Origin of the sequence: Aminobacter sp. SR38, from assembly GCF_014843375.1 — a bacterium.
Taxonomy (GTDB): Bacteria; Pseudomonadota; Alphaproteobacteria; order Rhizobiales; family Rhizobiaceae; genus Aminobacter; species Aminobacter ciceronei.
This window is the reverse complement of record NZ_CP062112.1, coordinates 4,875,600-4,899,999: the sequence shown is the minus strand read 5'-3', so window position 1 is coordinate 4,899,999 and position 24,400 is coordinate 4,875,600. Positions and strand designations below refer to the sequence as shown.

At 59.7% G+C, this 24,400-nt stretch carries 25 protein-coding genes; 7 read left to right on the top strand and 18 right to left on the bottom strand.

Translation table 11 applies throughout. The features are described from left to right. Positions 1 to 54 precede the first annotated feature (54 nt). Both IG197_RS24075 and IG197_RS36325 read left to right on the top strand, forming a co-directional pair. Positions 55 to 477 carry a hypothetical protein gene (locus IG197_RS24075; protein WP_192315362.1) on the top strand — a complete coding sequence of 141 codons (423 nt, stop codon included), beginning with the start codon at positions 55 to 57 and terminating at the stop codon, positions 475 to 477. A 37-nt stretch (positions 478 to 514) separates the two neighbouring features. Beyond that, positions 515 to 1,228, top strand: coding sequence for a hypothetical protein (locus IG197_RS36325; RefSeq protein WP_246765231.1), 714 nt, complete (start codon positions 515 to 517; stop codon positions 1,226 to 1,228). A 23-nt stretch (positions 1,229 to 1,251) separates the two neighbouring features. On the opposite strand, the gene IG197_RS24065 is transcribed toward IG197_RS36325, so the two are convergent. Then, positions 1,252 to 2,757 (bottom strand): winged helix-turn-helix domain-containing protein, encoded by a 1,506-nt coding sequence (locus IG197_RS24065; RefSeq protein WP_192315360.1) that lies wholly within the window; start codon positions 2,755 to 2,757, stop codon positions 1,252 to 1,254. Positions 2,758 to 3,109: 352 nt separating this feature from the next. Here IG197_RS24065 and IG197_RS24060 point away from each other — a divergent pair, with 352 nt between their 5' ends. Next, positions 3,110 to 4,297, top strand: a complete 1,188-nt coding sequence (locus tag IG197_RS24060) for an IS481 family transposase (protein ID WP_192315358.1) — start codon at positions 3,110 to 3,112, stop codon at positions 4,295 to 4,297. Between the two features lie 270 nt (positions 4,298 to 4,567). Here the strand turns inward: IG197_RS24060 and IG197_RS24055 are convergent, their stop codons facing one another. Beyond that, positions 4,568 to 4,738 carry a hypothetical protein gene (locus IG197_RS24055; RefSeq protein WP_192315357.1) on the bottom strand — a complete coding sequence of 57 codons (171 nt, stop codon included), beginning with the start codon at positions 4,736 to 4,738 and terminating at the stop codon, positions 4,568 to 4,570. Between the two features lie 404 nt (positions 4,739 to 5,142). Here IG197_RS24055 and IG197_RS24050 point away from each other — a divergent pair, with 404 nt between their 5' ends. From IG197_RS24050 to IG197_RS24040, 3 genes are all read left to right on the top strand, one after another. Next, on the top strand, positions 5,143 to 5,829 hold the full coding sequence (locus IG197_RS24050; protein WP_246340955.1) for a hypothetical protein: 687 nt from the start codon (positions 5,143 to 5,145) through the stop codon (positions 5,827 to 5,829). Between the two features lie 155 nt (positions 5,830 to 5,984). After that, a complete protein-coding gene (locus IG197_RS24045; protein ID WP_182575478.1) occupies positions 5,985 to 7,370 on the top strand; it encodes a multicopper oxidase family protein in 1,386 nt (461 codons plus the stop codon). 35 nt (positions 7,371 to 7,405) lie between these two features. Continuing rightward, positions 7,406 to 7,639: a DUF982 domain-containing protein gene (locus IG197_RS24040; RefSeq protein WP_182575479.1), complete on the top strand. Its 234-nt coding sequence runs from the start codon at positions 7,406 to 7,408 to the stop codon at positions 7,637 to 7,639. Positions 7,640 to 7,666: 27 nt separating this feature from the next. On the opposite strand, the gene IG197_RS24035 is transcribed toward IG197_RS24040, so the two are convergent. The 16 genes from IG197_RS24035 to IG197_RS23960 form a co-directional block, all read right to left on the bottom strand. Beyond that, positions 7,667 to 8,281, bottom strand: coding sequence for a helix-turn-helix domain-containing protein (locus tag IG197_RS24035; protein WP_192315356.1), 615 nt, complete (start codon positions 8,279 to 8,281; stop codon positions 7,667 to 7,669). Between the two features lie 93 nt (positions 8,282 to 8,374). Continuing rightward, on the bottom strand, positions 8,375 to 9,664 hold the full coding sequence (locus IG197_RS24030; RefSeq protein ID WP_182575481.1) for a glycerate kinase: 1,290 nt from the start codon (positions 9,662 to 9,664) through the stop codon (positions 8,375 to 8,377). An 89-nt stretch (positions 9,665 to 9,753) separates the two neighbouring features. Further along, the gene (locus tag IG197_RS24025) at positions 9,754 to 10,356 is read right to left on the bottom strand and encodes a HupE/UreJ family protein (protein WP_182575482.1); all 603 of its coding nucleotides are present in this window, start codon (positions 10,354 to 10,356) and stop codon (positions 9,754 to 9,756) included. Positions 10,357 to 10,401: 45 nt separating this feature from the next. Further along, positions 10,402 to 11,274, bottom strand: a complete 873-nt coding sequence (locus tag IG197_RS24020; RefSeq protein ID WP_182575483.1) for an urease accessory protein UreD — start codon at positions 11,272 to 11,274, stop codon at positions 10,402 to 10,404. Further along, a complete protein-coding gene (gene ureG / locus IG197_RS24015; RefSeq protein WP_182575484.1) occupies positions 11,271 to 11,918 on the bottom strand; it encodes an urease accessory protein UreG in 648 nt (215 codons plus the stop codon). Before ureG ends, IG197_RS24020 begins: the two co-directional genes overlap by 4 nt. Before the next feature lie 4 nt (positions 11,919 to 11,922). Then, on the bottom strand, positions 11,923 to 13,635 hold the full coding sequence (ureC, locus tag IG197_RS24010; RefSeq protein ID WP_192315355.1) for an urease subunit alpha: 1,713 nt from the start codon (positions 13,633 to 13,635) through the stop codon (positions 11,923 to 11,925). Between the two features lie 14 nt (positions 13,636 to 13,649). Then, entirely contained in the window at positions 13,650 to 14,345 is a 696-nt protein-coding gene (locus IG197_RS24005; protein WP_067967422.1) for an urease subunit beta, read from the bottom strand. 12 nt (positions 14,346 to 14,357) lie between these two features. Continuing rightward, positions 14,358 to 15,041, bottom strand: a complete 684-nt coding sequence (locus tag IG197_RS24000) for an urease accessory protein UreF (RefSeq protein ID WP_192315354.1) — start codon at positions 15,039 to 15,041, stop codon at positions 14,358 to 14,360. Further along, positions 15,038 to 15,490: an urease accessory protein UreE gene (gene ureE / locus IG197_RS23995; protein WP_192315353.1), complete on the bottom strand. Its 453-nt coding sequence runs from the start codon at positions 15,488 to 15,490 to the stop codon at positions 15,038 to 15,040. The genes IG197_RS24000 and ureE overlap by 4 nt, the downstream gene beginning before the upstream one ends. Before the next feature lie 64 nt (positions 15,491 to 15,554). Next, on the bottom strand, positions 15,555 to 16,808 hold the full coding sequence (locus IG197_RS23990) for an ArgE/DapE family deacylase (protein ID WP_371746485.1): 1,254 nt from the start codon (positions 16,806 to 16,808) through the stop codon (positions 15,555 to 15,557). Beyond that, the gene (locus IG197_RS23985; RefSeq protein WP_182576092.1) at positions 16,805 to 17,305 is read right to left on the bottom strand and encodes an ureidoglycolate lyase; all 501 of its coding nucleotides are present in this window, start codon (positions 17,303 to 17,305) and stop codon (positions 16,805 to 16,807) included. The genes IG197_RS23990 and IG197_RS23985 overlap by 4 nt, the downstream gene beginning before the upstream one ends. 83 nt (positions 17,306 to 17,388) lie before the next feature. Further along, the gene (puuE, locus tag IG197_RS23980; protein WP_192315352.1) at positions 17,389 to 18,288 is read right to left on the bottom strand and encodes an allantoinase PuuE; all 900 of its coding nucleotides are present in this window, start codon (positions 18,286 to 18,288) and stop codon (positions 17,389 to 17,391) included. Between the two features lie 88 nt (positions 18,289 to 18,376). Beyond that, positions 18,377 to 19,486, bottom strand: coding sequence for an ABC transporter permease (locus IG197_RS23975; protein ID WP_182576094.1), 1,110 nt, complete (start codon positions 19,484 to 19,486; stop codon positions 18,377 to 18,379). A 1-nt stretch (position 19,487) separates the two neighbouring features. Beyond that, entirely contained in the window at positions 19,488 to 20,975 is a 1,488-nt protein-coding gene (locus IG197_RS23970; protein WP_182576095.1) for a sugar ABC transporter ATP-binding protein, read from the bottom strand. Between the two features lie 101 nt (positions 20,976 to 21,076). Beyond that, entirely contained in the window at positions 21,077 to 22,024 is a 948-nt protein-coding gene (locus IG197_RS23965) for a sugar ABC transporter substrate-binding protein (protein ID WP_192315350.1), read from the bottom strand. A 102-nt stretch (positions 22,025 to 22,126) separates the two neighbouring features. Then, positions 22,127 to 23,197 carry a CapA family protein gene (locus IG197_RS23960; protein ID WP_182576097.1) on the bottom strand — a complete coding sequence of 357 codons (1,071 nt, stop codon included), beginning with the start codon at positions 23,195 to 23,197 and terminating at the stop codon, positions 22,127 to 22,129. Positions 23,198 to 23,363: 166 nt separating this feature from the next. Here IG197_RS23960 and alc point away from each other — a divergent pair, with 166 nt between their 5' ends. Beyond that, a complete protein-coding gene (alc, locus tag IG197_RS23955; RefSeq protein WP_182576098.1) occupies positions 23,364 to 24,368 on the top strand; it encodes an allantoicase in 1,005 nt (334 codons plus the stop codon). Positions 24,369 to 24,400 lie beyond the last annotated feature (32 nt).

Genomic DNA, 24,400 nt, shown 5'->3' with positions numbered 1-24,400 from the left:
CTCCGCCGCGGTCACACTTCCCGCATTCCGCAACAATCGAAGGATTACGGTCCCATGACCACGTTCAGAAATCACGTCATCCGGGGCAATGCCCTATTCCTGATTCTGGCCTCCGCCGGTGGATTGGTTACCGACATCGCTGGCTCTTTTTTCGGGCACGGCGCCGAGGCGACGCTTCTCGCCGGCTCCCCCGGTGCCGGCATCGGCTTCATCGAAGCGCATGGGCTGGCGCTTATCATCGGCATAGCCGCCTGGGGTTCAGCCTACGCGCGCCAATGGCATCTCGGTCTGGCCTCGGTTCATGCACTGCTCGCAAGCGTCAACCTGCTGTTCTGGCAGTATTTCGTCGCCATTGGCCTGCTCACGGTCGGCTACTCCACCACGATCCTGCACATCACTTTGATTGTCGCACACCTCATCGCACTGGCGATCCCGGTTCATGCCCCCAGACATCTCGTCACCGACACGTGCAGTTGATCCCCCCAACCTCACATCAGAACTTCAGGAGAACCTCATGTCCACCAAAACCATCCAGTACCTCTTGGCATCCGTTTTCCTCATCCTGGGCGGCTGGTGCCTCGTTTCGCCATCGACCGTGCTCGATCTGGCGATCCGGCCCGAATACCAGTCCGATGCGCCGATCGTGCCGATCCTCGTCGCTGCATTCGGCGCGCAGGCGATCATTGCCGGCACGTTTGCACTGTTCGCGAAATTCACCCGCGCCACCTTCGCTGCCTATGCGATAGTTTTGCTGCCTTTTTTCGCCTTCGACTACTGGTTTTATGCCGTCGAGCCGATGCTGACGCCGATCGGTTTGCTCGATGCCGTTGGCAACATCGCGATGCTGGTCCTCTGCTACGCCGGCTGGCGTTCCGCCACACCGCAGCCGGAGGTGGCCCAGCGTCGCTGGGGTAACGGTCTGAAGCGCATGTCCGTCGCCGGCGGCATCGGGCTAGCCCTGCTGGCCGCGGATTTCACCGACATCGCGCCGGTTCGAGCCTTCGTTGGCAAGGCGGAAGCACGCGTCGGCCAGCCCTGGACTCCGGCCAGCGGCGCCGGTGTTGCGCGTCGCACGACACGCCGCATCATCCGCCGCTCGACGATCTTCGTCGCGACACTGCCGCCGGCTTGCATACGCACCTCGATCGAAGGCGTCACCGTGTGGCACTGCGGCAGCAAATACTACCAGCCATATCGCGGTCGTTACGTCGTCGTTACCGTCAAGTGAGCCACAGATTCCAAGCTGGCGCTTCAGTTCAAGGATTGGAGCGCCAGCATCACGCCTTCTTCGAAGTGTTGTGCATCGGCGAGGTGCTCGAACGGCACACCGCCCTTGGCGTAGTCGATGGCGGAAAACTCTGGCCCATCGACGTTGATCGATGCCGCGTGCCGGCGCGCCGCCGCCATATCGCCAAGCTGGGCGTAGCAGGCGGCAAGGCGCGTCCTGATCCAGGGCGTGGGACGGGTCGATTGCTCCAGCGCTTCGGCGGCGGCGCGGTATTCGCCGATCAGATAAAGCGCCAGCGAGCGGTCATACTGGTACCAATAAGGCTGCAGCGGATCGATGCGCATGGCGCGCGCCAGCCAGCCCAGTGCGTCCATCGGTCGGCCGCGCATGGTGAGCAGAAAGCCCATCTGCTCGATGCACTCCGCGTCATAAGGATTGAGTTCCAGCGCGAGGCGCAGATGGTGTTCGGCCGCCTCGTGCTGTCGCAGGTAAAGCCGGCACAGCGACTGGATGCGGCGGCATTCGGCCTGGTCCGGCGACAGAGCCGCACCTTTGTCCGCCAGGTCGCGCGCCGCCGTCAGCGTCTCTATGCTGACCGAGCCGAATTCGCCGTAGAGCGCGCGCGACAAGGCAAGGTAAGTATAGGCTAGCCCGTAGGCCGGATCTTTGGCGATTGCCGCTTCGAACAAGGCTTCGGCGTTCTTCAGGTCGCTCTGCGCCGGGTCCCGGAGCAAGGAGACACCGCGCAACGTCAATTCGTAGGCGGCAAGGCTGGTGACCGGCCTGCGCGTCGTCTTCTGCAAGCCGGCATTGTAGACACGGGTGACCAGACGGCCCACGATCTCCTCGACGATGTCCTGCTGAATGGCGAACAGGCCTTCGTCGCGCGCCTGATAACGATCGCCCCACAATTGGCTGGCGGTCACGACGTCGATCAAGTTCACCGTCGCCAAGAACTTGTCGTCCTGACGCCGCACCGAACCTTCGACCAGGAAATCGGCACCGATGCGAGCGCGTATTTCAGCCCATTCCGAGTGAGCGTACGAGGCGAAGGAGAAACTTGAATTGCGGGCTAGGACCGTCACGGCGCGAAAGCGTGCTAGGCCGTTGATGACGTCTTCCGCAAGACCGTCGATGAGGACCTCGTCGGAATGGTCGCCGCCTTCATTGCGAAAACGCAACACAGCCACGACCGGCTGGCTGCCAATTTCCGGAGCGGTTTCAGTTTCGGCCGCCAACATGTAGCCACGCTTCGAAACTGTGCGCACCAGTTCGTTGCCGATCGCCTTGCGGATCTCGCGGATTGACTGTGTAAGCGAATCTTCGGTGACAAAGACACCCGGCCACACCACATCCATCAATTCCATTTTGGGCACGATCCGGCCCATGTTCCGGGCGAGATGCGTCAACAGCCCGTAAGCCTTGGGGCGCAGGAAGATCGCCTCGCTGCCCCGCCGCAGCATCCCTCTGTCGAGGTCAAGCTCGAAGGCGGCAAATCGAAAGAGCTGATTTTCGACGTCTTGGGCCATTGTCACGTCTCGGATCGGAGACTATCGCCATCAGCTATGGCCCGTGCCGGCGGCAAAGTCATCGCAATTTTCACTGGCATTCATTCCTTCGACCGTAGCCTGAACAGTGCCCGGCGTTGCGCCTCGCGTCATGCAACGGCCCGAGCCGTATCCGAAAGGGAGCAACGGGATACGGAGCTCGCTCGCTTGGAATCCTCGGGTGAGCCGGCATCCCCGTTGCTCAGGATACACGCGCCCAGCGTAGGTTCTGGTGTCCACTCGGGCTAGAAAACGGAATGAGCGACCCGAGACATAGGTGACGTTTCGTACCGGACACATGGGTAACACTTTTGGCTTTTGGCCGGAGGTGTTGATGCCGTGGAAGGAGAGTTCGGTGATGGAGGAACGTCTTCGTTTTGTTGCGCGGCTTCTGGATGGCGAGGGCATGAGTGATGTGTGCCGAGAGTTCGGGATTTCCCGCAAGACCGGCTACAAGATCCTCAACCGCTACAAGGACGACGGCCTGGAGGCGCTGACCGACCGGTCACGGCGGCCGGTCCGCTATGCCAACCAACTGCCCTGTCAGATCGAGCAGGCGATTGTGAAGGCCAAGAAGGACAAGCCGCACTGGGGCGCCAGGAAGATCCGTGAGCTTCTGGTGCGCAAGCTGGCCGGCGACGTTCGGCTGCCGTCGACGAGCACGGTCCATGCCGTGCTCGACCGCCACGGCCTTATCACGCGCGCCCGTCAGAGGCGGCGCTGCAAGGCCGAGGGCACGCCGCTGTCGGCGGCATGCTGCCCCAACGATCTGTGGTGTGTCGATTTCAAGGGCGAGTTCAGGCTCGGCAATCGCCAGTACTGTTACCCTTTGACGGTGACTGACCAGGCCTCGCGCATGATCCTTCTGTGCGAAGCCCTCGAATCAACGCGGGAGGTGCCCGTCGTCGAAGCCTTCGTGAGGTTGTTCAAACAGCGCGGCCTGCCGGCGGCGATCAGAAGCGACAACGGGCTGCCCTTCGCCTCTCCCAACGGGCTCTACAATCTGTCCAGGCTCTCGGTCTTCTGGCTGCGGCTGGGCATCGACATCGAGCGCATCAAACCCGGCAACCCGCAGCAGAACGGCAGGCATGAGCGTATGCACCGGACCCTCAAGCAGGAGACGACCCGGCCGCCGGGCATGAACATTCTACAGCAGCAGGCCAGGTTCGATGCATTCGTCAGCGAATTCAATGCCGAACGACCGCACCAAGCGATCGGCATGAAGGTGCCGGACGAACTCTATAAGCCCTCTTCAAGAGCCTATGAGGGGCTGCCAGACCTGCATTACCCCTTCCATGACCGCGACATCCTCGTCACCGCCTGTGGCCGCATCTGCATGCACCGCAAGAAGATCAATATCTCGACCGTGCTCGCCGGCCAGAGGCTCGGAATCACTGAAGTCGACGACGCCATTTGGCTCGTCTCCTTCATGCACTATGATCTTGGCTATATCGACCTCGAACAGAGGACCCTGCAGACCATCGACAACCCGTTCGGCACGAGGTTGTCACCCATGTCTTAGGTACAAACTGTTACCTATGTCTTCGGGCTGTACAGAAATATTTTGGTGGGCCCGGAGGGCCGTCAATTTTTCAACAAAAACAAACGGTTAGAGGGTGGTTCGCCAAGCCATATCCTTCGTATGTTCTCAAATGGTCTGGCGAACCGGAGGACAATAAGGAGGAATGAACCCGTCATCAACTTCTCGACCACAGCGCACGCAGCTGTTCTTGCGGCGCGCGCCCGTTTAGCGGGCATGATGACCCACTCAATTATTCAAAACCCAGCTAGGTCATTGATCTAGCTGGGTTTTTTCTTGCCCACAGACCGATATGCCGACCCATAAGCCGTCAAAATCATACGGTGTTGATTTTAAACGGGAATTTCCGCGAAAAATTTTTTGCGCGCTGTCGGAATCTATCGAGATCAATCGCCCTTCAGAGCCGCATTTTTCGGTCAGCATCAACCTAGCCGCCAACCCGAAAAGTACCGTCATCAACTACTTTAGCAAATTGGAAGCGAGGAATCGAGGCCACCGTAGCGAGCCCCGACGCCATGAGGAGTGACGACCGCGAAGCCCAGAGCAAGTAGGCCCCGCTGTAAGCGATCGCCAGTTGCTCATGCGCCTCTATCAGCTGCTCGGTGCGCTCACGTTTCGCCAGTGTCAGCCAACACAACAGCGCCACATGCCCCGGGAAATTTGCAGAAATGCTAAAATAGCGACCCCTCATACTTGACTATGAAAATCAGCTTAAATAGGACGAACCCGTCCAGTTTGCCCCGGCTCGGTGGGGCGCACTCGGTCAACTCGAACTTTCCCTTCAGGCTCGATACGCAGCGGGCACGCCTTCCCATCGGGAGGGGGTGATGGGCCGTTGCGTCCTCCATCCGGTGACACAATTGAGCATTTTCGACCTCTCCCTCGCATCATCACCCGCGCTTTTGTCCTATGCCAGGACATCACTGAGGTTGATCCATTTCGGCGGCCTGATCCTGGGATTCGGCGGGGCGGCGTTTCTCGACCTGACATTGTCGCGTTATCGCTGGACAGCCGTGACAGCCGAGCTCGTCGACAATGTCGAATGGATCAGTCGCTTTGTTGCCCGCGGCCTGCTGATGCTCTGGCTGTCGGGCATCGGGTTTCTTCTGCTCTACCAGGCCGCCGAGCCGGAGAAAGTCCTGAACCCGAAGATCTGGGCCAAGGTGATCATCGTCGCCATACTGACGATCAACGGCATCGCCATTCATCGCCTGGTGCTGCCGTTCCTCAGGCAGCAGGTCGGAAAGCACCTCCTGGCTGACATCGAACCGCGCAAGCGCGCCGCACTCATCGGCTGCGGGGTCGTGTCGGTCGTTTCATGGGTAATGCCGGTGGTGCTCGGCGCGGCTCCCCAACTGAACTTTGTCGTCCCCTGCGCCGCCATCCTGGCCGCTTACGCTGTTGTTCTGGTGCAGGGTTTCCTGATCGCCGCCATTGTCGTCCGCAAGTGGCCTCGAAATTCCCGGACCGACATGGCCCGGAATGAGCAGGCGACGTCCCGACAAGGCACATGAGCACAGTGTTCCGCGTCACGGCGCTCTCGTTTGCTGATGCAGGCGGATGGATGTATCGGTCTGGATCGTTTCGACCCGGATCGTTTTGGGATTGCCCCCGGCAAGCCGGAAATTCGAAGAACGGCGCCATCGAGGCCTGCGAAAGGTAAGTCCGTATGCCTGGAATATCGCGCCGCGAGGTCTTGCTCGGGGGTGCCGCAGCTCTTGCCGCGGCCGCCACCGGCGCTGTAGCGGCAAGTCGGGCCAACGCGGTCGATCTGACCCTGCGGGCGTCGATGCTGCGCCATTCGATCCTGCCCGGCACGACGACCGAAGGCATGATGAGCTTTCACGCCGACGGACCGCCTCCGGTGCTGCGGCTGCCGCAGGGCAAACCATTCTCGATCGATGTGGTGAACGAGCTGGAGGAAGCGACGATCGTGCACTGGCACGGTTTGCGCATCGCCAATGCGATGGACGGCGTTCCCTATCTGACACAAGCGCCGATCGCGCCCGGCAACAGCTTCCGATACACTCTGGCAGCGCCGGATGCCGGCACCTATTGGTATCATCCGCATTGCAACACGCTGGAGCAGATGGCCAGGGGGCTGACCGGCGTCCTGGTGGTCGAAGACGAGGAAGACCCGGGGTTCGACCGCGACCTGCCGCTCAACATCAGGGACTTCCGCCTCGGCAGCGATGGTCAGTTCATCGAGTTGTTCAAGCCACGCAATGCGGCCCGTGGCGGCACTCTGGGCACGGTCGGCACAGTGAACTGGGAGGTCGCTCCGACATATGATCTCGCCGCCGGCAGCCTCGTGCGGCTGCGTCTGGCGGTGACCGACGTCACCCGCGTCGGCACATATGATCTCGAGGGCGGAACCGCCCTGGTGATCGCACTGGATGCAAATCCCCTGGCGCAGCCCATTGCGCCCAAGGGTATCGTCATGGCGCCGGGGCAGCGCGCCGACATCGCCTTGCGTGTACCTGACAGTGCGGGCGACATTGTGAGCCTGAGCCTGAGAACGCCGCAAGGGCCGCGGCTTCTCGCGCGGTTTCGGCCCCTGGGTGCCAGTATCAGGCGCAGGCTGGACGAGCTCAAGCCATTGCGGCCCAATCCGATACCACAGGCTGATCTCGCCAATGCTGAAACGATAGACTTCATCTTTGGCTGGTCGCCCGGCGGCGACGCCCCTGCGCCGAGCATTTGCGGCACCCTCGGCTACACATTCTGGTCGATCAACCGGGTTGCCGGGCAATCCGACATACCGGGCCCCGGCGAGCCGCTCGCCGTGTTGAAACAGGGTCGGAGCTATGTCCTGCGCCTGCGCAACGAAACACCGAACGATCATCCCATCCACCTGCACGGCATGAGCTTCCGCCTGCTGCGCTCCGACAAGCGCAAGGTCGCCCCACTGGTGACAGACACCGCCCTGCTGCTGTCGAAGGAAACGATGGAGGTGGCACTGGTCGCCGACAACCCTGGCGACTGGGCGTTCCACTGCCATGTGATCGAGCATCAGAGAACCGGGCTGAGCGGTTATCTGCGTGTGGAGGCTTGAAGTGTCGACAAATACTGTAGTGAGACTCGCCGACGATGGACTTTGATATCATCTGGATCGCATTCGAAGGCCGCACCATCGCGATTTCCTCTATCGACGAGGCTCGGATCTTTTTGTCTGAATGGCCTGGCGGGCTCCGCACAGAAACGGCTCGCCTTGCTGTCATCGCCTTGACGCGGGCAGAGACCGCGGAAATTTCCACGACAGAAGTTCGTCAGGTATTTCTCGATTTTTGTATCGATGCCCAAATTCTTGCGAGCATCGACTAAATCAGAATTGCGCCAGTCGACACGCATTCAGTTATTTCGATCAACAGATAGTATTGATAAACACTTAACTATTGATGAATTTAACCTCTTAGGCCCGTGAGATATTATCGCATCAAATTGAAGACTGTCGCCCGTTGCCATATCGTATGTTTTATCGCCATGATTATATTCCATTTTTCCATCCAATATAAATATAAACTTTATCCCGGCCTCAGAACAAATTTCACTTGATTTATTTAAATTCTCAGACGTAAACGTTAATATCAATGGATGAACAGCAAACCCATCTACACTTGATATTGCTTCAATTATAATTGAGGATTTTTCGCCTGCGTTACTCGACACGCACTTTGTAAATACGGCAGTTCTCTCGGCCTGGGCACGTCGTAGAAGAGCCGAAATCGGAACGGCCAAAGCCTCCGAGAGTGAATGCAAGGTACCAAGCGACGGTGAAATTATCCCCTTTTCTATCTTAGATAGCATCCCAAGCGAAATTCCCGCCGCGTGAGCAAGTTCGGTGGCCGTAATTTCGTGCTTCCTGCGATACTTTCGCACTTCCCTTCCGATAAGTACCTGCAACTGCCTCGAATTGAGGCCTACATTATTTCGAGCATAGTTATCAACGCAGACGTCACTCTCCACGGAATTGACCTTTTGGCTCGGATCGACGTATGCTCTGACAAATCATCAGCACATCTGAACCCTTTCCTTGAGAAGCAGACCCAATCACCTCCCTCATTTTCCTGCAGGCCTATTCATCAGTAATATTTGCAGGTCAGTTGCAGCGGTGCGGGTGCTGACTGTTGCGAGCAAATCACCCGAATACTGAAGGGCTTGATGAAAGGCACCAGCCTCAAGCAAAGCTCCTGGATCGCAGCCAAGCTTCCGTACTCGCGAAATCGAGTTGGGGTCGACAATAGCTCCGGCTGTGTCACGTCCAGCGCAGCCGCTCAGAAATGCCCACGGATGCCCGATTGGTGCTTGCTCATCGAGGAACGCGAAACGAAGAGCGAGTTCTTGGTTTCGCTCCCGGACGCCGGCCTTCCTGTCGGCAGGGCTCCAACCCGCGACTATCGCCATTGGCCCGCTTTCTGCAGACTGCATTTTCGCTAGGTGGTGCAGCGTCGCAGCGACATCGGATGCGGTACCTTCAAGCTCGTCAACTTTGAGGATAGTTTTGTGACTGGCAGCTGCCCGTTCGATCACCTTGCACAAGCTAGCGTTGACAGAGCCAACCACCACGTTCTCGACATGCGAGAACCTCATTTCTTCGGTACGTTCGAGCAGATGATCGGCATATGAGCGTAGGGCGCCCGACACAACCCCGTTCAAGCGGTAGCGGATTAGTACAGCGAGTGCGTCTGCAGCAGTAGTTGCAGGCTGCGCTGTTGGCCCCGATGCAATTGTTCCGACTTCATCGCCTGCAACATCCGAAAGGATCAACGAGAGTATCTGCGCGCCGGTTGTGAGTTGCGCAAGGCGGCCGCCTTTCAGGCGCGAAAACTGCTGCCGGACAGCATTAATCTCGTAGATATCCGCGCCCGAGTGCAGCAGGGCTTCGCTGAGCGCTATTTTGTCGGCAAGCAACACACCTGGCGCTGGGGCACACACCAGCGCTGAACCACCGCTGCTTATGAGTACCAGCACCAAGTCGCCAGGTACGGCTGAACGCGCAGCGCGTTCAACTGCATAGGCTGCTGCGACACTGCGCTCGTCGGGAAGCGGATAACCGGCGACCGTGACGTGCATCCCTTCCACTGCCGATCGATTCTCGCAGTTTGTGACGATGCACGCACTGTGCAGCTTGTTGACCACAAAAGGCAGGGCGGCGCGGGCCATTGGACACGCTGCCATGCCGAAAGCAATAAGGATTACTCGCTTGGCAAGCTCAAGTTCGGTCTTGCGACTTTGCAGGGCCGAAGCAACAGCTCTTTCGGGGTCGGACGCCTCTATGCCTTCGTGGAACAAAGCGATGGCCTGTTCACGAAGCCTATTGCCCGTCAGTGTCGAAAGGTCTTGGATCATGATAGTTCGTCCTGACCGCTCAGTGTGTCTCTGTGTCTCGCCTCTACCTGCCGGAACACAAACACGGCCTCCCACGCGCTAATCCATTTTCAGACGAGGCCGGTCACTACGCCTATGCCGGCGAAAGCCGCGAGCGCGCCAAGCGAACGGACCACGACCGCTCCACGTACGCCGGCCTTGCCGTCGAGAGTCAGGCCGAAGCCAAGTCCGGCCGCGTGCAGCATCGCCGTCGCCAGGACAAAGCCTGCGCCATAAGCCAGACCGCTGACACTTTCGGGCATCTCGGCACCGTGGGCATAACCATGGAAGACCGCAAAGAAGCCGACCAGCGCCATCGCTGCCGCCACTCCGGCGCGCAGGTTGAAGGCGACGACACCACCGAGAACGACGATCGACAGGCCGATGCCGAGTTCGACGAACGGCACGGCAATGCCGGCAAGACCAAGTGCGCCGCCCAGGATCATCACCGACACGAAGCTTGCCGGGACGAGCCAGCGGGCCCGGCCGCCCAGTTGGGCGGCAAAGAGCCCAACCATCACCATGGCGAGCACATGGTCGAGCCCGCCAAGCGGGTGGACAAAGCCGTGGGCGAAACCTTCGACATGGCCGATGCCGGTATGGGCACTGGCGAGACCGGGCGCCAGTGCGAAGGCGGCCAGTGCCGCTGTCCGAATGAGAGATTTGCTGTTCATCGTCCTGTTCCTTTCATCATTCACAGATCGGATGCGAATTGGTCGTCATTTGCGCCGCCGCGCGGGTTGCTGTCCGAAGGCTGCGGCAACGGCGAGCGCAAAGAGATCGTCGGCGATCCCGCGCGCCGCGATCGCGTCCGCCGCCAGGCAGCGCACGCCCCAGCCCGCGCCATTGGGCAGCGCGGTGATGCCGGCTATCTGGCGTTCCGCTCGACCGAGGCCGGCGAGCTCATCGACAGTTGGCAGCCGGTCAGGCGCGCCAACGAGCATGAAACTGGACACGACCTTCCATGCGCCGGCGGGCGAAGCCGGGCCGGCAAGGTCCGCTCCGGCGATGTCAAGATTGTCGCGCACGAGCAGCCGTCCGTCGGCGTCATGAATCTCGACCTTCGCCTCCAGCCGCTCGAACGGACGGTTGCGCGCCTGCGGGTCGTGCAGGGTAAAGGCGTCGGACAGCAACAGCACCGCACCGGGCGTGAGCCGGGCCTGGGTGATGTTCGAACACGCGGCACCGGGAAACAGCACCAGCGGATCGGGGGTCAGCGCCAGGAACGCCCCCTCCTGCAGGACGATCTCGGTCGTCTGGCGAGCTGGCTGGCCGTAGCAGTCGTGAACGACCGTAGCCGCCTGGGTGGTGACGTGGCCGGCGGCGCCCGCCCCAACATCGAAGCGGCTCGAGAGCCTGTCGTCCCGATAGAGCCCGCCCGAGGAAGACTGCTGATAGACGGTGAGCAGGGACGGGATGGCGGCATCAAGCGCAAACGGCCGCGTCATGTGGAACGGGTAGGAGACATACTGGCGGCCGATATGCGTGCGCGCGCCATGACGCGACAGCGCCAGCTCGAAGCGGCCGCTGCGTGCATGGCGCGGTTGCGGCGTGGCATATTCGGGGCGCAGTTGTGGCCAGTGGCTGGTCATCTGAACAACACATCCGAAAGGATGCGGTCGGCGATCGCGTCGACCCCTTCATTGCTGCGGCAGTTGGTGAGTGCCATCGGTCGGCCGGCGCGCGCGGCGGCGGCCTGTGCTGCCATCGCAGCGAGGTTGACGCCGACATAAGGCGCAAGGTCGGTCTTGTTGACGACCAGCAGATCGCATTTGAGCACGCCCGGACCATTTTTGCGCGGGATGTCGTCGCCGCCGGCGACATCGATGACGAACATCCACCAGTCGACCAGGTCGAGCGAGAAGGTCGAGGCGAGATTGTCGCCGCCGCTTTCGATAAGGATCAGCTCGACATCCGGGAACAAGGCTTCCAGATCATCGGCGGCGGCAATGTTGAGTGTGGGATCCTCGCGGATGACAGTGTGCGGGCAGGCGCCCGCCTCGACAGCCGCAACGCGTGCAGGGTCGATCAGGCCCGAGCGGCGGATGCGCTCGGCGTCCTCGGCGGTGACGAGGTCGTTGGTGACGATCGCCAGCGACACGCCGCGCGCCGCGAAAGCCGGAATCAGCCGCTCGATCAGCGCGGTCTTGCCCGAGCCGACGGGACCGCCGATGCCGATTCGGGCGGCGCCGACGCGTGAAGGGGACGGGTTCAATGAGGTCGTCCTGGTGTCCATGATGTCACCTCAGCATGTAGCGTTGGGTCAGCGGCAACTCGTAGGCCGGCTCGCATGTCGCCAGTTCGCCATCGACGAAGACGTCGAAGGTTTGCGGATCGACGCGGATGTTGGGACAGGCGTCGTTGTGCAGCATGTCCTTCTTCGACAGGCTGCGATTGCCGCGTGAGGGCAGCAATGCCTTCTTCAAATCGAGCGTCGCGGCCAGTCCGCGCTCGATGGCGAGCGGATTGACGAAGCATGCCGACAGTGCCTGCTTGGCCCGGCCGAAGGCACCCCATTGCGGACGCAGCAGCAGCGGCTCGCAGGTCATCAGCGAAGCAGCGCTGTCGCCCATCGCGCCCCAGGCAATGAAGCCGCCCTTGATGACGAGCTCCGGCTTGATGCCGAAGAAGGCCGGCCGCCAGATGACGATGTCGGCCATCTTGCCGTCTTCGAGCGAGCCGACATGCTCCGCGATGCCGAAGGTGCGCGCGGCATTGATGGTGTATTTGGCGACATAGCGCTTGATGCGCTCATTGTCGCCGAAACGCGTCGCCTCCTCGGGCAAGCGGCCACGCTGCTTCTTCATCTTGTCGGCCAATTGCCAGGTCCGGCAGATCACCTCGTTGATGCGGCCCATGCCCTGGCTGTCGGAGCCAAGCATCGAGATCGCGCCGATGTCATGGAGGATGTCCTCGGCGGCAATGGTCTGGGCGCGGATTCGGCTTTCGGCAAAGGCGACATCCTCTGGGATGGCCGGGTTGAGATGGTGGCACACCATCGTCATGTCGAGATGTTCGTCGAAAGTGTTGATCGTGTAGGGGTTGGTCGGGTTGGTCGACGACGGCAGGCACCACGGCACGCCGGCGACGCTGATGATGTCGGGCGCATGCCCGCCCCCTGCCCCCTCGGTATGGTACATGTGGATGGTGCGGCCGTTGATGGCGGCGAGCGTATCCTCGAGGAAGCCGGACTCGTTCAGCGTGTCGGTGTGGATCTGGACCGGGAAATCGAGCTCGTCGGCCACCGTCAGGCAGGTGTCGATCGAGGCCGGCATGGTGCCCCAGTCCTCGTGCAGCTTGAGGCCGAGGCAGCCGGTCTCGATCTGCTCGACGAGCGACGCAGGTCGGTGCGAATTGCCGCGGCCGAGGAAGCCGAAATTGATCGGCCAGTGCTCGGCCGCCTGCAGCATCTTGCCGACGTTGAACGGGCCGCCGCAGTCGATGCCGACAGTGATCGGACCCAGCGAGCCGCCGAGCATGGTCGTGATGCCGGAGGCGATTGCATGATCGCAGAGCTGCGCGCTGTCGAAGTGAACATGCACGTCGAGCGCGCCGGCCGTGGCGATCAGCCCTTCGCAGTCGCGCACCGTGGTTGCCGCCGAAACGATGAGGCGCGGGTCGACGCCATCCATGGTGGCCGGATTGCCGGCCTTGCCGATGCCGACGATCTTGCCGTCGCGGATGCCGAGATCGCCCTTGACGATGCCGACGACGGCATCGATCACCGTGACGTTGCACAACAGGAAGTCGAGCGCGCCTTCAGCGCTGGTGACGCCGGCGGCGAGGCCGGCGCCGTCGCGCAGGGTCTTGCCACCACCATGCAGGCACTCGTCGCCATAGACGGCAAAATCCTTCTCGACGACGGCGACGAGCGAGGTGTCGCCGAGACGGAAGCCGTCACCAGTGGTCGGGCCGTACATTGCCGCATAGTCGCGGCGTGACAGGGTTGCCATGATCGTTCCTCCCCTCAGGCGCCGCGAAAGCCGCGGGCGCGGGCATTTTCAAGAGCTGCGGCCTTGGCCGCTGGATCGTCGGCCGAGCCGTTTGACAGTCCGTTGAGCCCGGAAAGCTGCTGCTGTCCGCCAAAGGTGGTCAGCGGCACATCCTTCTCCTGACCCGGCTCGAAGCGAACGGCGGTACCGGCGGCGATGTCGAGGCGCATGCCGAAGGCGGCCGCCCGGTCGAAGTCGAGCGCCTTGTTGACCTCGAAGAAATGATAGTGGCTGCCGATCTGCACCGGCCGGTCCCCGGTGTTGACGACCTTCAGCGTCAGTTTGCGGCGTCCGGCATTGAGCTCGATGTCGCCGTCCTCGGCGACGATTGCCCCAGGTTCGACATCGTCGGCGGCAGCGCCGGCGGCCGGGCGCAGCGGCTCATGCACGGTGACCAGCTTGGTGCCGTCCCGGAACGTCGCCTCGACCTGCAGCATCGGCAGCATTGCCGCGATGCCGGGCATGACGTCGGCCTGGGTCAGGATGGCCGAGCCGATCGACATCATCTCGGCAACCGAGCGCCCTTCCCTGGCACCTTCGAGGATCTCGTCAGTGATGATCGCCACCGCTTCGGGATAGTTGAGCAGGAGCCCCTTGGCCCGCCGTTTGCGCGCCAGTTCGGCCGCCGTATAGATCGTCAGGCGCTCGAGTTCGGTCGGTGTCAGCAACATCGTGGGTACTCCTCAATTCGAAAACAGGCGCTGGCCCGAAGCGCCATGCATGGCGACCGCGATTTCGCAGAGCGGCGTGAACGACCGCAGCGGCTGGTCGTCGCCGACAGGCAGGCGGGCCGCAGCCTCGATGGCAGGCAGAGCGCGCGCGACAACCCTCTGGGCATCGATGGCGCCGATAGCGCCAAGCCGTACCGCAGCGGTCGAAAGCGACGCCACCATCTGGTAGCCGCCAATTGCCACGGCACTCGCCTCGTCAAGGTCGAGCGCCTGCCAGGCGAGGCCCTGGACGACCGGCAGATGGCCACAGGCTTCGCCCTTGCGGACCTTCGCCCGATAGATGGCAGTGCCGCAGGTGCCGATCCGCTCATGTGTGGTCAAAAGCGCCATGCCATTGCGGCGCGAGCCCGAGCGCAGCCCCTCGACGAAGGTCGAAGCCTCGACCTCGCGGTCGAGTTCGGCAAGCGCCTCGAGATCGCCGGCGAGCCGGTGGGCCCGAACCAGCGCGACACGGTCGGCATCGGCCCAGCGATGCCGGATCTGGATGTCGACGAAAGCGGCGAAGTCGAAGGCACCCAGTTTTCCGGCAAGCGTGGACGAGGCCTCCAGCCCCTGCGAGAAGGCAAATCCGCCGGAGGGGAACTGCCCGTCTGCATGCTGCAGGGCGACGAGCAGATGTGCCGATGGAATGCTCATTCGGCCTCCTCGGTCATTTCGACGCGGCCGCCTGAGATGAGCGGCTCGATGCGCGCGGCATAGGCCGCGGCCGGACCGTCCTGGGCGACCAGCAGGTCCTCGCCGTCGAACCGCACCCGCCAGTGCAGGTTGCCGGCGTGATAGCCGAGTTCAAGCGCGTCGCTGGCCGAACGCGGCGTGAATCTCAGCCAGCGCTGCTCGCCGGCGCGCACGATCACGGCGCGATGATGGTCGAGCACCAGCACGGCGCCGTCATGCAGCTTCTGGTCGCGCGGCAAGGTGATCGCCACTTCCTCGCCCTTGTCGGTCCGGGCCATCAGCCGCCGGCGGTCGAGATCGCCGACTGCCACCGTCACGAACTCCACGGCGTGGTGGTGTTCGAGATGATGGATCGCCTCATGCAGACCGGGATCGTTTCGGCTCCCGACAACGCTCTCAACTCGAAGCATTGCTTCCTCCTTCTGCCCCGCTGCAGCCGCCACCAATTAGAATGAATCTGTTACTTCAAGACCCTCAGGCGTTGCCCGTCAGCAGGTCATAGAGCGCAAGCGCCACGACACTCGTCGCCAAAGCAAGGTCGTCAATCTTGAGCTTCTCGTCAGCACGATGGGCATTGGCCTCGAGCATCGTTCGCGGGCCGGCGCCATACAGCACGGTTGGGATTCCCGCATTGAAGTAGTGTCGTGCGTCCGTGTAAATTGGAACTCCGTGCGTAGGCACGGGTTTGCCGATGAGGTCCGAGGCATGCCTCTGCAAGGCATCGGCCAGACGTTCCTGCCCGTCGAGCGGCTTCAGCGGATTGGCCAGCATCAGTTGCCGGACATGGCATTCGATGCCCGGCATCTCCCGCGCCGTCGCCTCGATGAAGGCGATCAGGTCGCGCGCCACATCCGGACCGTTCTCTTCCGGGATCATGCGGCGGTCGACGCGCATCACGATCTTGTCGGGCACGACGTTGGTGTTGATGCCACCCGAAATGAGCCCCACCACCAGCGATGGCGTGGTGATGCCTTCGACCGATGAGCGCTGCTCCGAAAAACCCGAACGCAGCGAATAGAGCCGGCTCAGGATGTGGGTTGCCGCCTCGAGCGCGTCGATGCCCGTTTCGGGCCGTGCCGCATGAGCGGACTTGCCGCGGACGTCGATGTCGAGATGCAGGCAACCATTGTGGGCGGTGACTACGCCATACGACAGGCCGGCGCAGATCGCGTAGTCTGGCTTGGTCAAGCCTTGCTGTAGTAGATAGAGCGGGCCGATGTCGCCACCGACCTCTTCGTCATAGGTCAGGTGGATCTCGATCGTGCCCGACAGCTTTTCGCCTAGCGCACGCAGCGCCAGCAGCGCATAGGCATAGGTGACGAAGTCGGACTTCGAGGTTGCCACACCCCGACCGTACATCCAGCCATCCTTGATCTCGGCGCCATAGGGATCGACGGTCCAGCCTTCGCCAGGCGCCACGACGTCGCCATGCGCATTGAGCGCGATCGTCGGACCGGGGCCAAACGTATGGCGGACAATCAGATTGGTGGCGCTGATCATGCCGACGCTTGTAACCAGCGCGTCGGGCACCTTGTGTCGCTCGACCGTGAAACCAAGGCCTTCATACAACTGGGCAGCACGATCGGCATGCGCTGCGCAATCTCCGGGCGGGTTGTCGGACGGAACTTTGACCAGTTCTGCCAGCATGCGCACCTGGTCGTCGCGATGAGACCGGATGAATTCTGTTAGATGCGCCCCACCTTCTGATATCTGTTTTGTCTTCATCATGGAGTGTTCCATCCAATGACATAAGGATCGGCAAAGTTGTACTCTTCGAGATTGTTTCCCAGACCCCCACGATCTACCACCAGAAAATCTTGCTCGTTACCCAGAGGAGAAAGTACTCCGTGCCAGACATTGCTGTGGTAATTCACACCCTGCCCCGCTTGCGCAATAAATGCCCTGGGCGCCTGCGGAACACCTTGCCGGTCAAGACATACGACCACCAGGAACGCCCCCTGCTCCGTCGGGATGAAAGCCTGGCTTCCATACGGATGCCTCTCGACAGCGGAAACAATTAGTGGAAGCTCGTAGTGACGGCTCCGGACCATAGAGATCAGAACTCGCCCTTCCGGGCCACCCACCTGTACTTTCGCGAGATCGTGAAAGCGATCGGCCATACCGCCGTTGATCGAGTAACTGCCATTACCATCTATCTCGATTACATCACCGAACTCGCGAAACCGTTCTCGTGTGAGCGGCTCAATCTCAACAACTTGTGGCATGTTCTCGTTCCAAGCTCAGATACCTAAGATCACGAAATGCCGCTCAATGCAGATCTGGGATGCTTCGAGCGGCATTGCTATCACTACACTCCGTGATGCTTGTGCCAGTGGCGCGCAATTTCATCTCTTCGACAAATCCACACGCCCTCGTGCTTTTGCACATAATCTAGAAAGCGCTGGAATGCCGCCCACCGACCCGGCCGGCCGACAATTCTCAGATGCAGGCCGGTGGACATCATACGTGGTGTCCTGTCACTCTCGCGATAGAGCACGTCAAACGTATCCTTCAGGTAGGAAAAGTACTGATCACCTGAGTTGAAACCCGCGGCCGACACAAAGCGCATGTCATTTGCTTCCAGTGTGTACGGTATTCGCAAATGCTGCTTGCCATCCACGGTCACCCAATATGGGAGATCATCTGCATATGTGTCGGAATCGTAGAGGAACCCGCCTTCTTCGACTACGAGCTTCAATGTGTTCTGACTGCAGCGCCCGGTGTACCATCCCACAGGACGCTCACCGGTGATCTTTGTGATGGCCTCGATGGCCAGCTTCATGTGGGCGCGTTCCGTTTCCTCCCCCATCCATTGATGGTCGATCCACTTCCAGCCATGACTGGCGATCTCATGGCCGGTGGAATGCATGAATTGGCCTGCTTCGGGGTAATGCTCGAGAGCTAGCCCGTTGGCCAGGACTGTGGACTTGATCCCCCGGGCGTTCAGCTCGTTGAAAACTCGCCAGAAGCCGACACGTGTGCCGTATTCGTAGAGAGATTCCATATTCACGCTGCGCACACCGAAAAGCGGGGGAGCACCAATCATGTCGGAGATAAAGTTTTCAGAATGAGCGTCTCCGTGAAGTACGCTGTTCTCTGAACCTTCTTCAAAGGCTACGATAATCTGCAGCGCCAGCTTGGCGCCATTAGGCCAATTGGCATTCGGCGGATTATTGCCGTAGCCGACCATGTCGCGAGCATAGGTCATGTTGTTTTCCTTTCGACTTCAGCCGTTTTGATCGGCACTAACTTCTCAAACGACCCGGGATTAGGGGCCTGGACGATTTCTGCGACGTTCAAAGATGTCGGACAGTTCCAGTATCATCCTGTTTTACGGCGTCGGTCCCGATGCCCGCCGCTGCGCGCTGCTCACCCACTCGACGGCGGCCCTCAAGAAGCGGTCCGAGCACCGAACCCAAGGAGTCAAGGCTGGCGGCAAATACCAAGGCGAGACCAGCAGCAACGAGCTGCACGAATGGCGTCACATTTAGCTGCGTAAGTCCGTTCTCCAGAACGCCGAGAAAGATCCACGCTGTCGCAACACCACCAATCCGTCCGCGACCACCGGCAAACGCAACGCCGCCAAGCAGCACGATCGTCAGAGCTTGGAGTTCCATCTGCAGGCCTAGTGCGCCAGGTGCAGAACCATCAAGGCGTGCAGCCGACATCACGCCAGCCAGCCCGGCAGCTGCCCCGGTAACGACATAGAGAGCAAACGGCAGTGCACGTACCGGCAACGCGGCCAAAAACGCAGCCCGCGGATTTGACCCAATGGCGTAGACGTATCGCCCCCAGGTGGTCAGCGAGATAAAGATCGCGGCAGCAACGAAAGAGATAGCAACGATCCACAGCTGAATCGGAATATGAAGAAAATCACCATTGCCCATCACCACGAAGAACTCGTCCAGGCCCGATATTTCGTTCTGCTGTATAAGCAGCGTGGCCCCGCGGAGAATGCCGAGCATACCCAGGGTAACGATAACTGGATTGAAGCGGAGGACCCCGCAGAGAACCCCGTTTATGGTGCCACCCAGCGCGCCCCCACCAATCCCGACCAACATGCTCAACCAGGGTGAAAGGCCCCATTCTGTATTGGCGAGAGCAACGAGCGTACCGGCAAACCCGATGTTTGATCCGACCGACAAGTCTACGTGCCCTGCGATCACCAACAAGGCCATCGCCGCCACTAGAACACCGATCACGGCATTATTTGTAAGAATCACCTCAAAGTTCGAAACCGTAAGAAATGTCGGCGTCTGCGACGTGAAATATACCATCATGATAACAAGCGCTATCACTAGGATATTATTGATAATAACTTCCGGGCGCTTGATTTTGTTTAGGATTGACGTTGAGCTGGATTTTTTTACCTCAACGGCATTATTCGATGTGGTTGACCTGGTCATCTTACTCTCCTACATGCGCCAGGTGGAGCAGGCGCTCTTGATTAATTTCGGCCCCATGCAGAACTCCCGCAACCTGTCCTCGAGATAGCACTACGACGCGGTGGGCCAATTGCATCAACTCTTCCGGCTCCGACGAAGTCACCACGACCGCAAGCCCGGCCTTGGTACTCTCCGAGAGGACGGAGTAGAGGTCGCCGCGAGCGCCAACGTCCACGCCTTGTGTGGGCTCATCGAGCAGCAGCATCCGACAATCCTGGCCCTCTTGGAGCCACCTGCCGAGCACTAGTTTCTGCTGGTTTCCGCCTGAGAACCGCCTGGCTTCAAGATCAGAGCGCCGCGGCTGCAGGTTCAACTTCCTTGAAATGTCGTGAAATGCTTTTTGCTCTGACCGTTTGCTGCGAAACCCAAGGGTCCCAAGCTTGGCGGCGCTGGCCATCGCTACATTTTCACCTGCCGTCAGTGTCTGAAAGACACTCTTCCGAAGTCGATCCTCTGGAACCAGCGCTATGCCGGCCCGCACCGCATCGGACGGTCGGCGAAGCTTAAGCGCCTTGCCATCCAGAGTAATCGTACCGCCCGCCAGCGCTCGCGCTCCGAACAGCGCTTCAAGCAACTCGGTCCTACCAGAACCTACCAAGCCAAATACGCCTAGGATCTCGCCCGAATTTACGTCTAGGTCGACCGGCCCAATACCTGGCGCAGTCAGCCCACGAAGCTGGGCCAGGGGAGATCTTGTTTTCTGCTGACTGGCGTAGTCAGGCGGTTCAGTTCCCACACTCCGGCCTGCAATCGCGCTTACGATCTCTTGTTCTGTTACGTCCGAGACTCTGGCTGAAAGAACAACCTTGCCGCCTCTAAGGACTGAAACTCGATCAGCAATTGCGAACACTTCGGCCAAACGATGTGTTACATATAGGAGTGGTAATTTTTGCTTCTTTAGAGAGAGAAGCTGCGCCGACAATTGCGCTGCTTCGCGTTCCGTCAATGATGCCGTTGGTTCATCTAATATCAAGAGCTTTGGCTTCGTGCGAAGTGCCTTGACAATTTCGATAACCTGTAGTTCCGCGTTGCTAAGCTTAAGCAAGTCAGCTTCGGGGTCGATAGTGACGCCTAGCTCCGCGAACCATGAGCGCACTTCCCGTGCTTCCTGGGCTTTGCGCACAAACGGACCGCGCTTGTATTCTTGCCCAAGAAAAACATTGTCAAGCACATTGAGGCCTGAGGCTAATGACAGCTCTTGATATACTACGGCAATACCAGCCCGCATTGAATCGCGGGGTCCGCTTGTTGTAAACGGTTTCCCATCGACCTCGATCACGCCGGAATCAGGCTGCTCAGCCCCCGACAAACACTTGATCAATGTCGATTTCCCGGCACCATTGGCACCTAGAAAGGCATGGATTTCTCCATCCTCAATTTCAAGATCGACCCCCTTAAGGACTGGAACGCCAGAATAGGCCTTCTTGAGATTGCTAATCACAACAGACACGGAAACCACCTTATTTGATAGTATTTCCTCTATATCTTGCGATAAGGACCACGCCTCTGCGCCTGGTCCTTATCGCGTCGACATCGGCAGGAATTGCGGCTCTATTCGATGCCTTGCTGCTTCAGGTACTTGTCAGCCAGGGGCGATTTTGCCTCAACCAACTCCAGCGCGATGATACGTTCGGCTACGGCCTCACCACGCGCCAGCTTGTCAGCTGTCGTTGCGATCGCCTCGCCCAAGTCAATCAGCGGCAGCGCCATCGAAGCACGATAGATGGTATCGCCGCTTCGCAGCAATTTCAGCGCACCGGGGGTGCCGTCCATGCCGCCGATGAACGCTTTTGGATCAGTCTTGTCGCGCCCAGCGGCAATCCATGCCTTGTATGCGCCCTCTGTTGCAGGATCTTCGATGCCGAGGATCACATTAACTTCAGGGTGCGCTTGAAGAATGCTGCGGGTCGTCTCGAGACCCTCAGTAGCGCTAATTGCGTCCTGGCGAGCAACGATGGTCGCGCCGGGCGCAACGCTGTTGAGCCCTTTGGCGATGCCATCCGCTCGAGAACGCCCCCAGAAGGCGCCTTCGTAACCTAGAATGACAACATTCGCTTTTCCGCCCAAGTTGGAGTTAATCCACTTGCCGGCGTATTCCCCAAGAACTGCCGCAGACTCGTACTGGCTGAAACCAACGGTCGCATCCTGGTTCTCGAGCTTTTCCGCATACGTGATCCACTTGATGCCGGCGCTGCGAGCCTTCTTGGCTACGCTTTCGAACACCGCTGGATTAAGGGTAACGCAGACGATGACTGCGACCTTTTGCTCGATCCACGTATTCAGCGTATTGATCTGCTTCTTCAGGTCTGTTCCGGGATCGTCTACAACGACTTGATAGCCAAGCTCTCCCCCCTTCTTCTTTGCGGCTTCCAAAGTGGCGATAACTGCGCCCTGAAGCGACGAATTCGGGAAGCTGACGGCGATTACAGGCTGTTGTGCGAAAGCAGGCATCGGCATCGCAACCGAAGCGGCGGTGAGTCCGGCCACTCCGAGTGCCATAAAGTTTCGCCTCGACAAGGCAGTCCACATTTTCTTTGACATTGCTTATTCCCCTTTTTCTATCACAGTTTTTCTTGTTGAAGAAACCTAGATCACCAGAGACTATTCATACCCCTTTCTAGCAACAATAACGCCGTTGCTTATTTCTATTACTGTTCCGAACGGACTTGACAAGCGCTTGAGCCGAGAGAGCAGCTGATCCAGCGCATCTCCTTTCGCAAGCTCAGGCAACCGCCTTGCGTTGAGGATGTGAGGAATGAGGCGGAGTTGGGTGTCCTCGCTCGCTTGTGAGCGATACAGAGCGACATAACCCTCGGCCGACATCTCGCTCCAAAGCTTCTTGACCTTAGGATCCGCTTCCATAAAGACCTGCTGACCGACCAGCGTTCCCAAACCGTACAGAATTGGTTTGTTCCGGTAGAATTCTATCGGATGGATCGCATGGGGATGGTGGCCGTGAATGAGGTCGGCGCCCGCGTCGATCAACCCATGGGCCAGCGGCTGCTGGTACTCCGCCAACTCATCGCCAGAGCCGAAGCCCCAATGAACGGTCACAATCAAGAAATCGAAGCGAGAACGGCATTCGCGGACACACTCGCTGGCAAATGCCAAGTCGCTGTCATGGACATGAGTGCGAACCCGTACAGCCGACAGGTCGCCCGGCTCTTCCATCTGATAATATGGATCGATCTCGTAAGAGGTCACCACCTTCAGGCCAGCGATCCCAGGCCTCTGCTCTGCCGCGCCAGCCCCTGTCGGCACAAGGCAAGAGAAAGCCAGCACTCCCACGCGAGTTCCGCTGAGAACAACCTCTGCCGGTGCAATGGCCTCGCGTAATGTTCCGCCGGCCCCGATTGTGTGAAGACCTGCAGACCGCAAGCAATGCAGGGTATCTTGCAGGCCCTCCCAGCCATAGTCGACAGTGTGATTGTTGGCGACTGTGACAACGTCTAAACCTAGCGCATCAAGGTCAGACGCAATCGATGGATCCGCGCGTATGTTCAGCAGCTTCTGAAGCGGCTTCACTGCGCCAGTGAGCGGCATCTCAAAGTTGCCAATGGCCAGGTCGGCGTCATGAAGATGCCGCAGCACCGCATGGACATCCGCCATTTGGGCGTCGCTTCGCAATTGCTCAAGCGGGATGACATCCCCAGTCAAGGCCAACGTCGGCACGATATCGCTCCTCCAACTGTTCCCTGGTCCGCAGCAGGCTCAAGCCCTTTTTTGCGCTGTCTAACCTATCGATAGCTGTTTACTACCTAGCTAACAGGGTGTACCGTAATTGAGAGCGCCAACAGTGTCAAGGCGCTACGCAGCGACCACAACGGGAGATCCAGAGGTGACAAAAAGCACACAACCAGACTTTGCGAGCAGCTACATCAATTTGGCGAGCCCGCAGCTTGGTGCCGAAGCTGTCTTTGCCAATGATGAGTTTTTTGCTTCAAAGGAAAGAATGTTGAGCCCGGCCAGTCCGGTATTTGTTTTTGGCAAGAAGGACGATACGCGGCCAGGCTTGTATATGGACGGATGGGAGACGCGACGTCGCAGGACCGAAGGGCACGATTACTGCATCGTGAAGCTTGGGATACCGGGCATCATTCACGGCTTCGACATCGATACCAGCCACTTTACCGGGAATTTCCCTCCGGCCGCTTCGATTGAAGGCTGCTTCTCAGCGCAAAAAATCCCGGCGGACGATACCCAATGGGCTGAAATCCTGCCGGCCACGGAACTTTCCGGCAATTCACATCATTTTTTGCCGGCCTCACATCCAGGGGCCTTCACTCATATTCGGCTGAATATTTATCCCGATGGAGGCGTAGCTAGGCTCAGGGTATATGGCGAAGCGGCGGTAGATTGGGAAAAGGCAAACCAAAGTGCAGCACATGAACTCTCAGCCTTGCGACTTGGTGGCCGCGCCCTGGCAGCCAGCGACCAACACTACGGGTCGCCCAACAATCTGCTCTTGCCTGGATCCGGGGATTCTCCCATCGACGGATGGGAGACACGCCGGCGGCGCAGCCCGGGCAACGAATGGGTGGTAATTGAGTTGGGCCACCGAGGCCGCATTTCGGAGATTGAGGTAGACACAGCGCATTTCCGCGGGAACTATCCAGACAGATGCTCTGTGCTGGCCGCCGACCTGAGCGGAGTAGACGTGCCTGGGATAGTCACGCAAAGCATGTTCTGGCGGGTATTGCTTCCGGAACAAAAGTTGGAGATGCACAAGCGGCATGTATTTGAACGGGAGATTCTCGATCTTGGCGGCGTATCTCACTTGCGCTTCAACGTATTTCCGGACGGTGGTGTGATGCGATTCCGCGCGTCGGGGAAACTCGCCTAATGCGCAGGCCTATGAGCAACACGGAGGCTCAT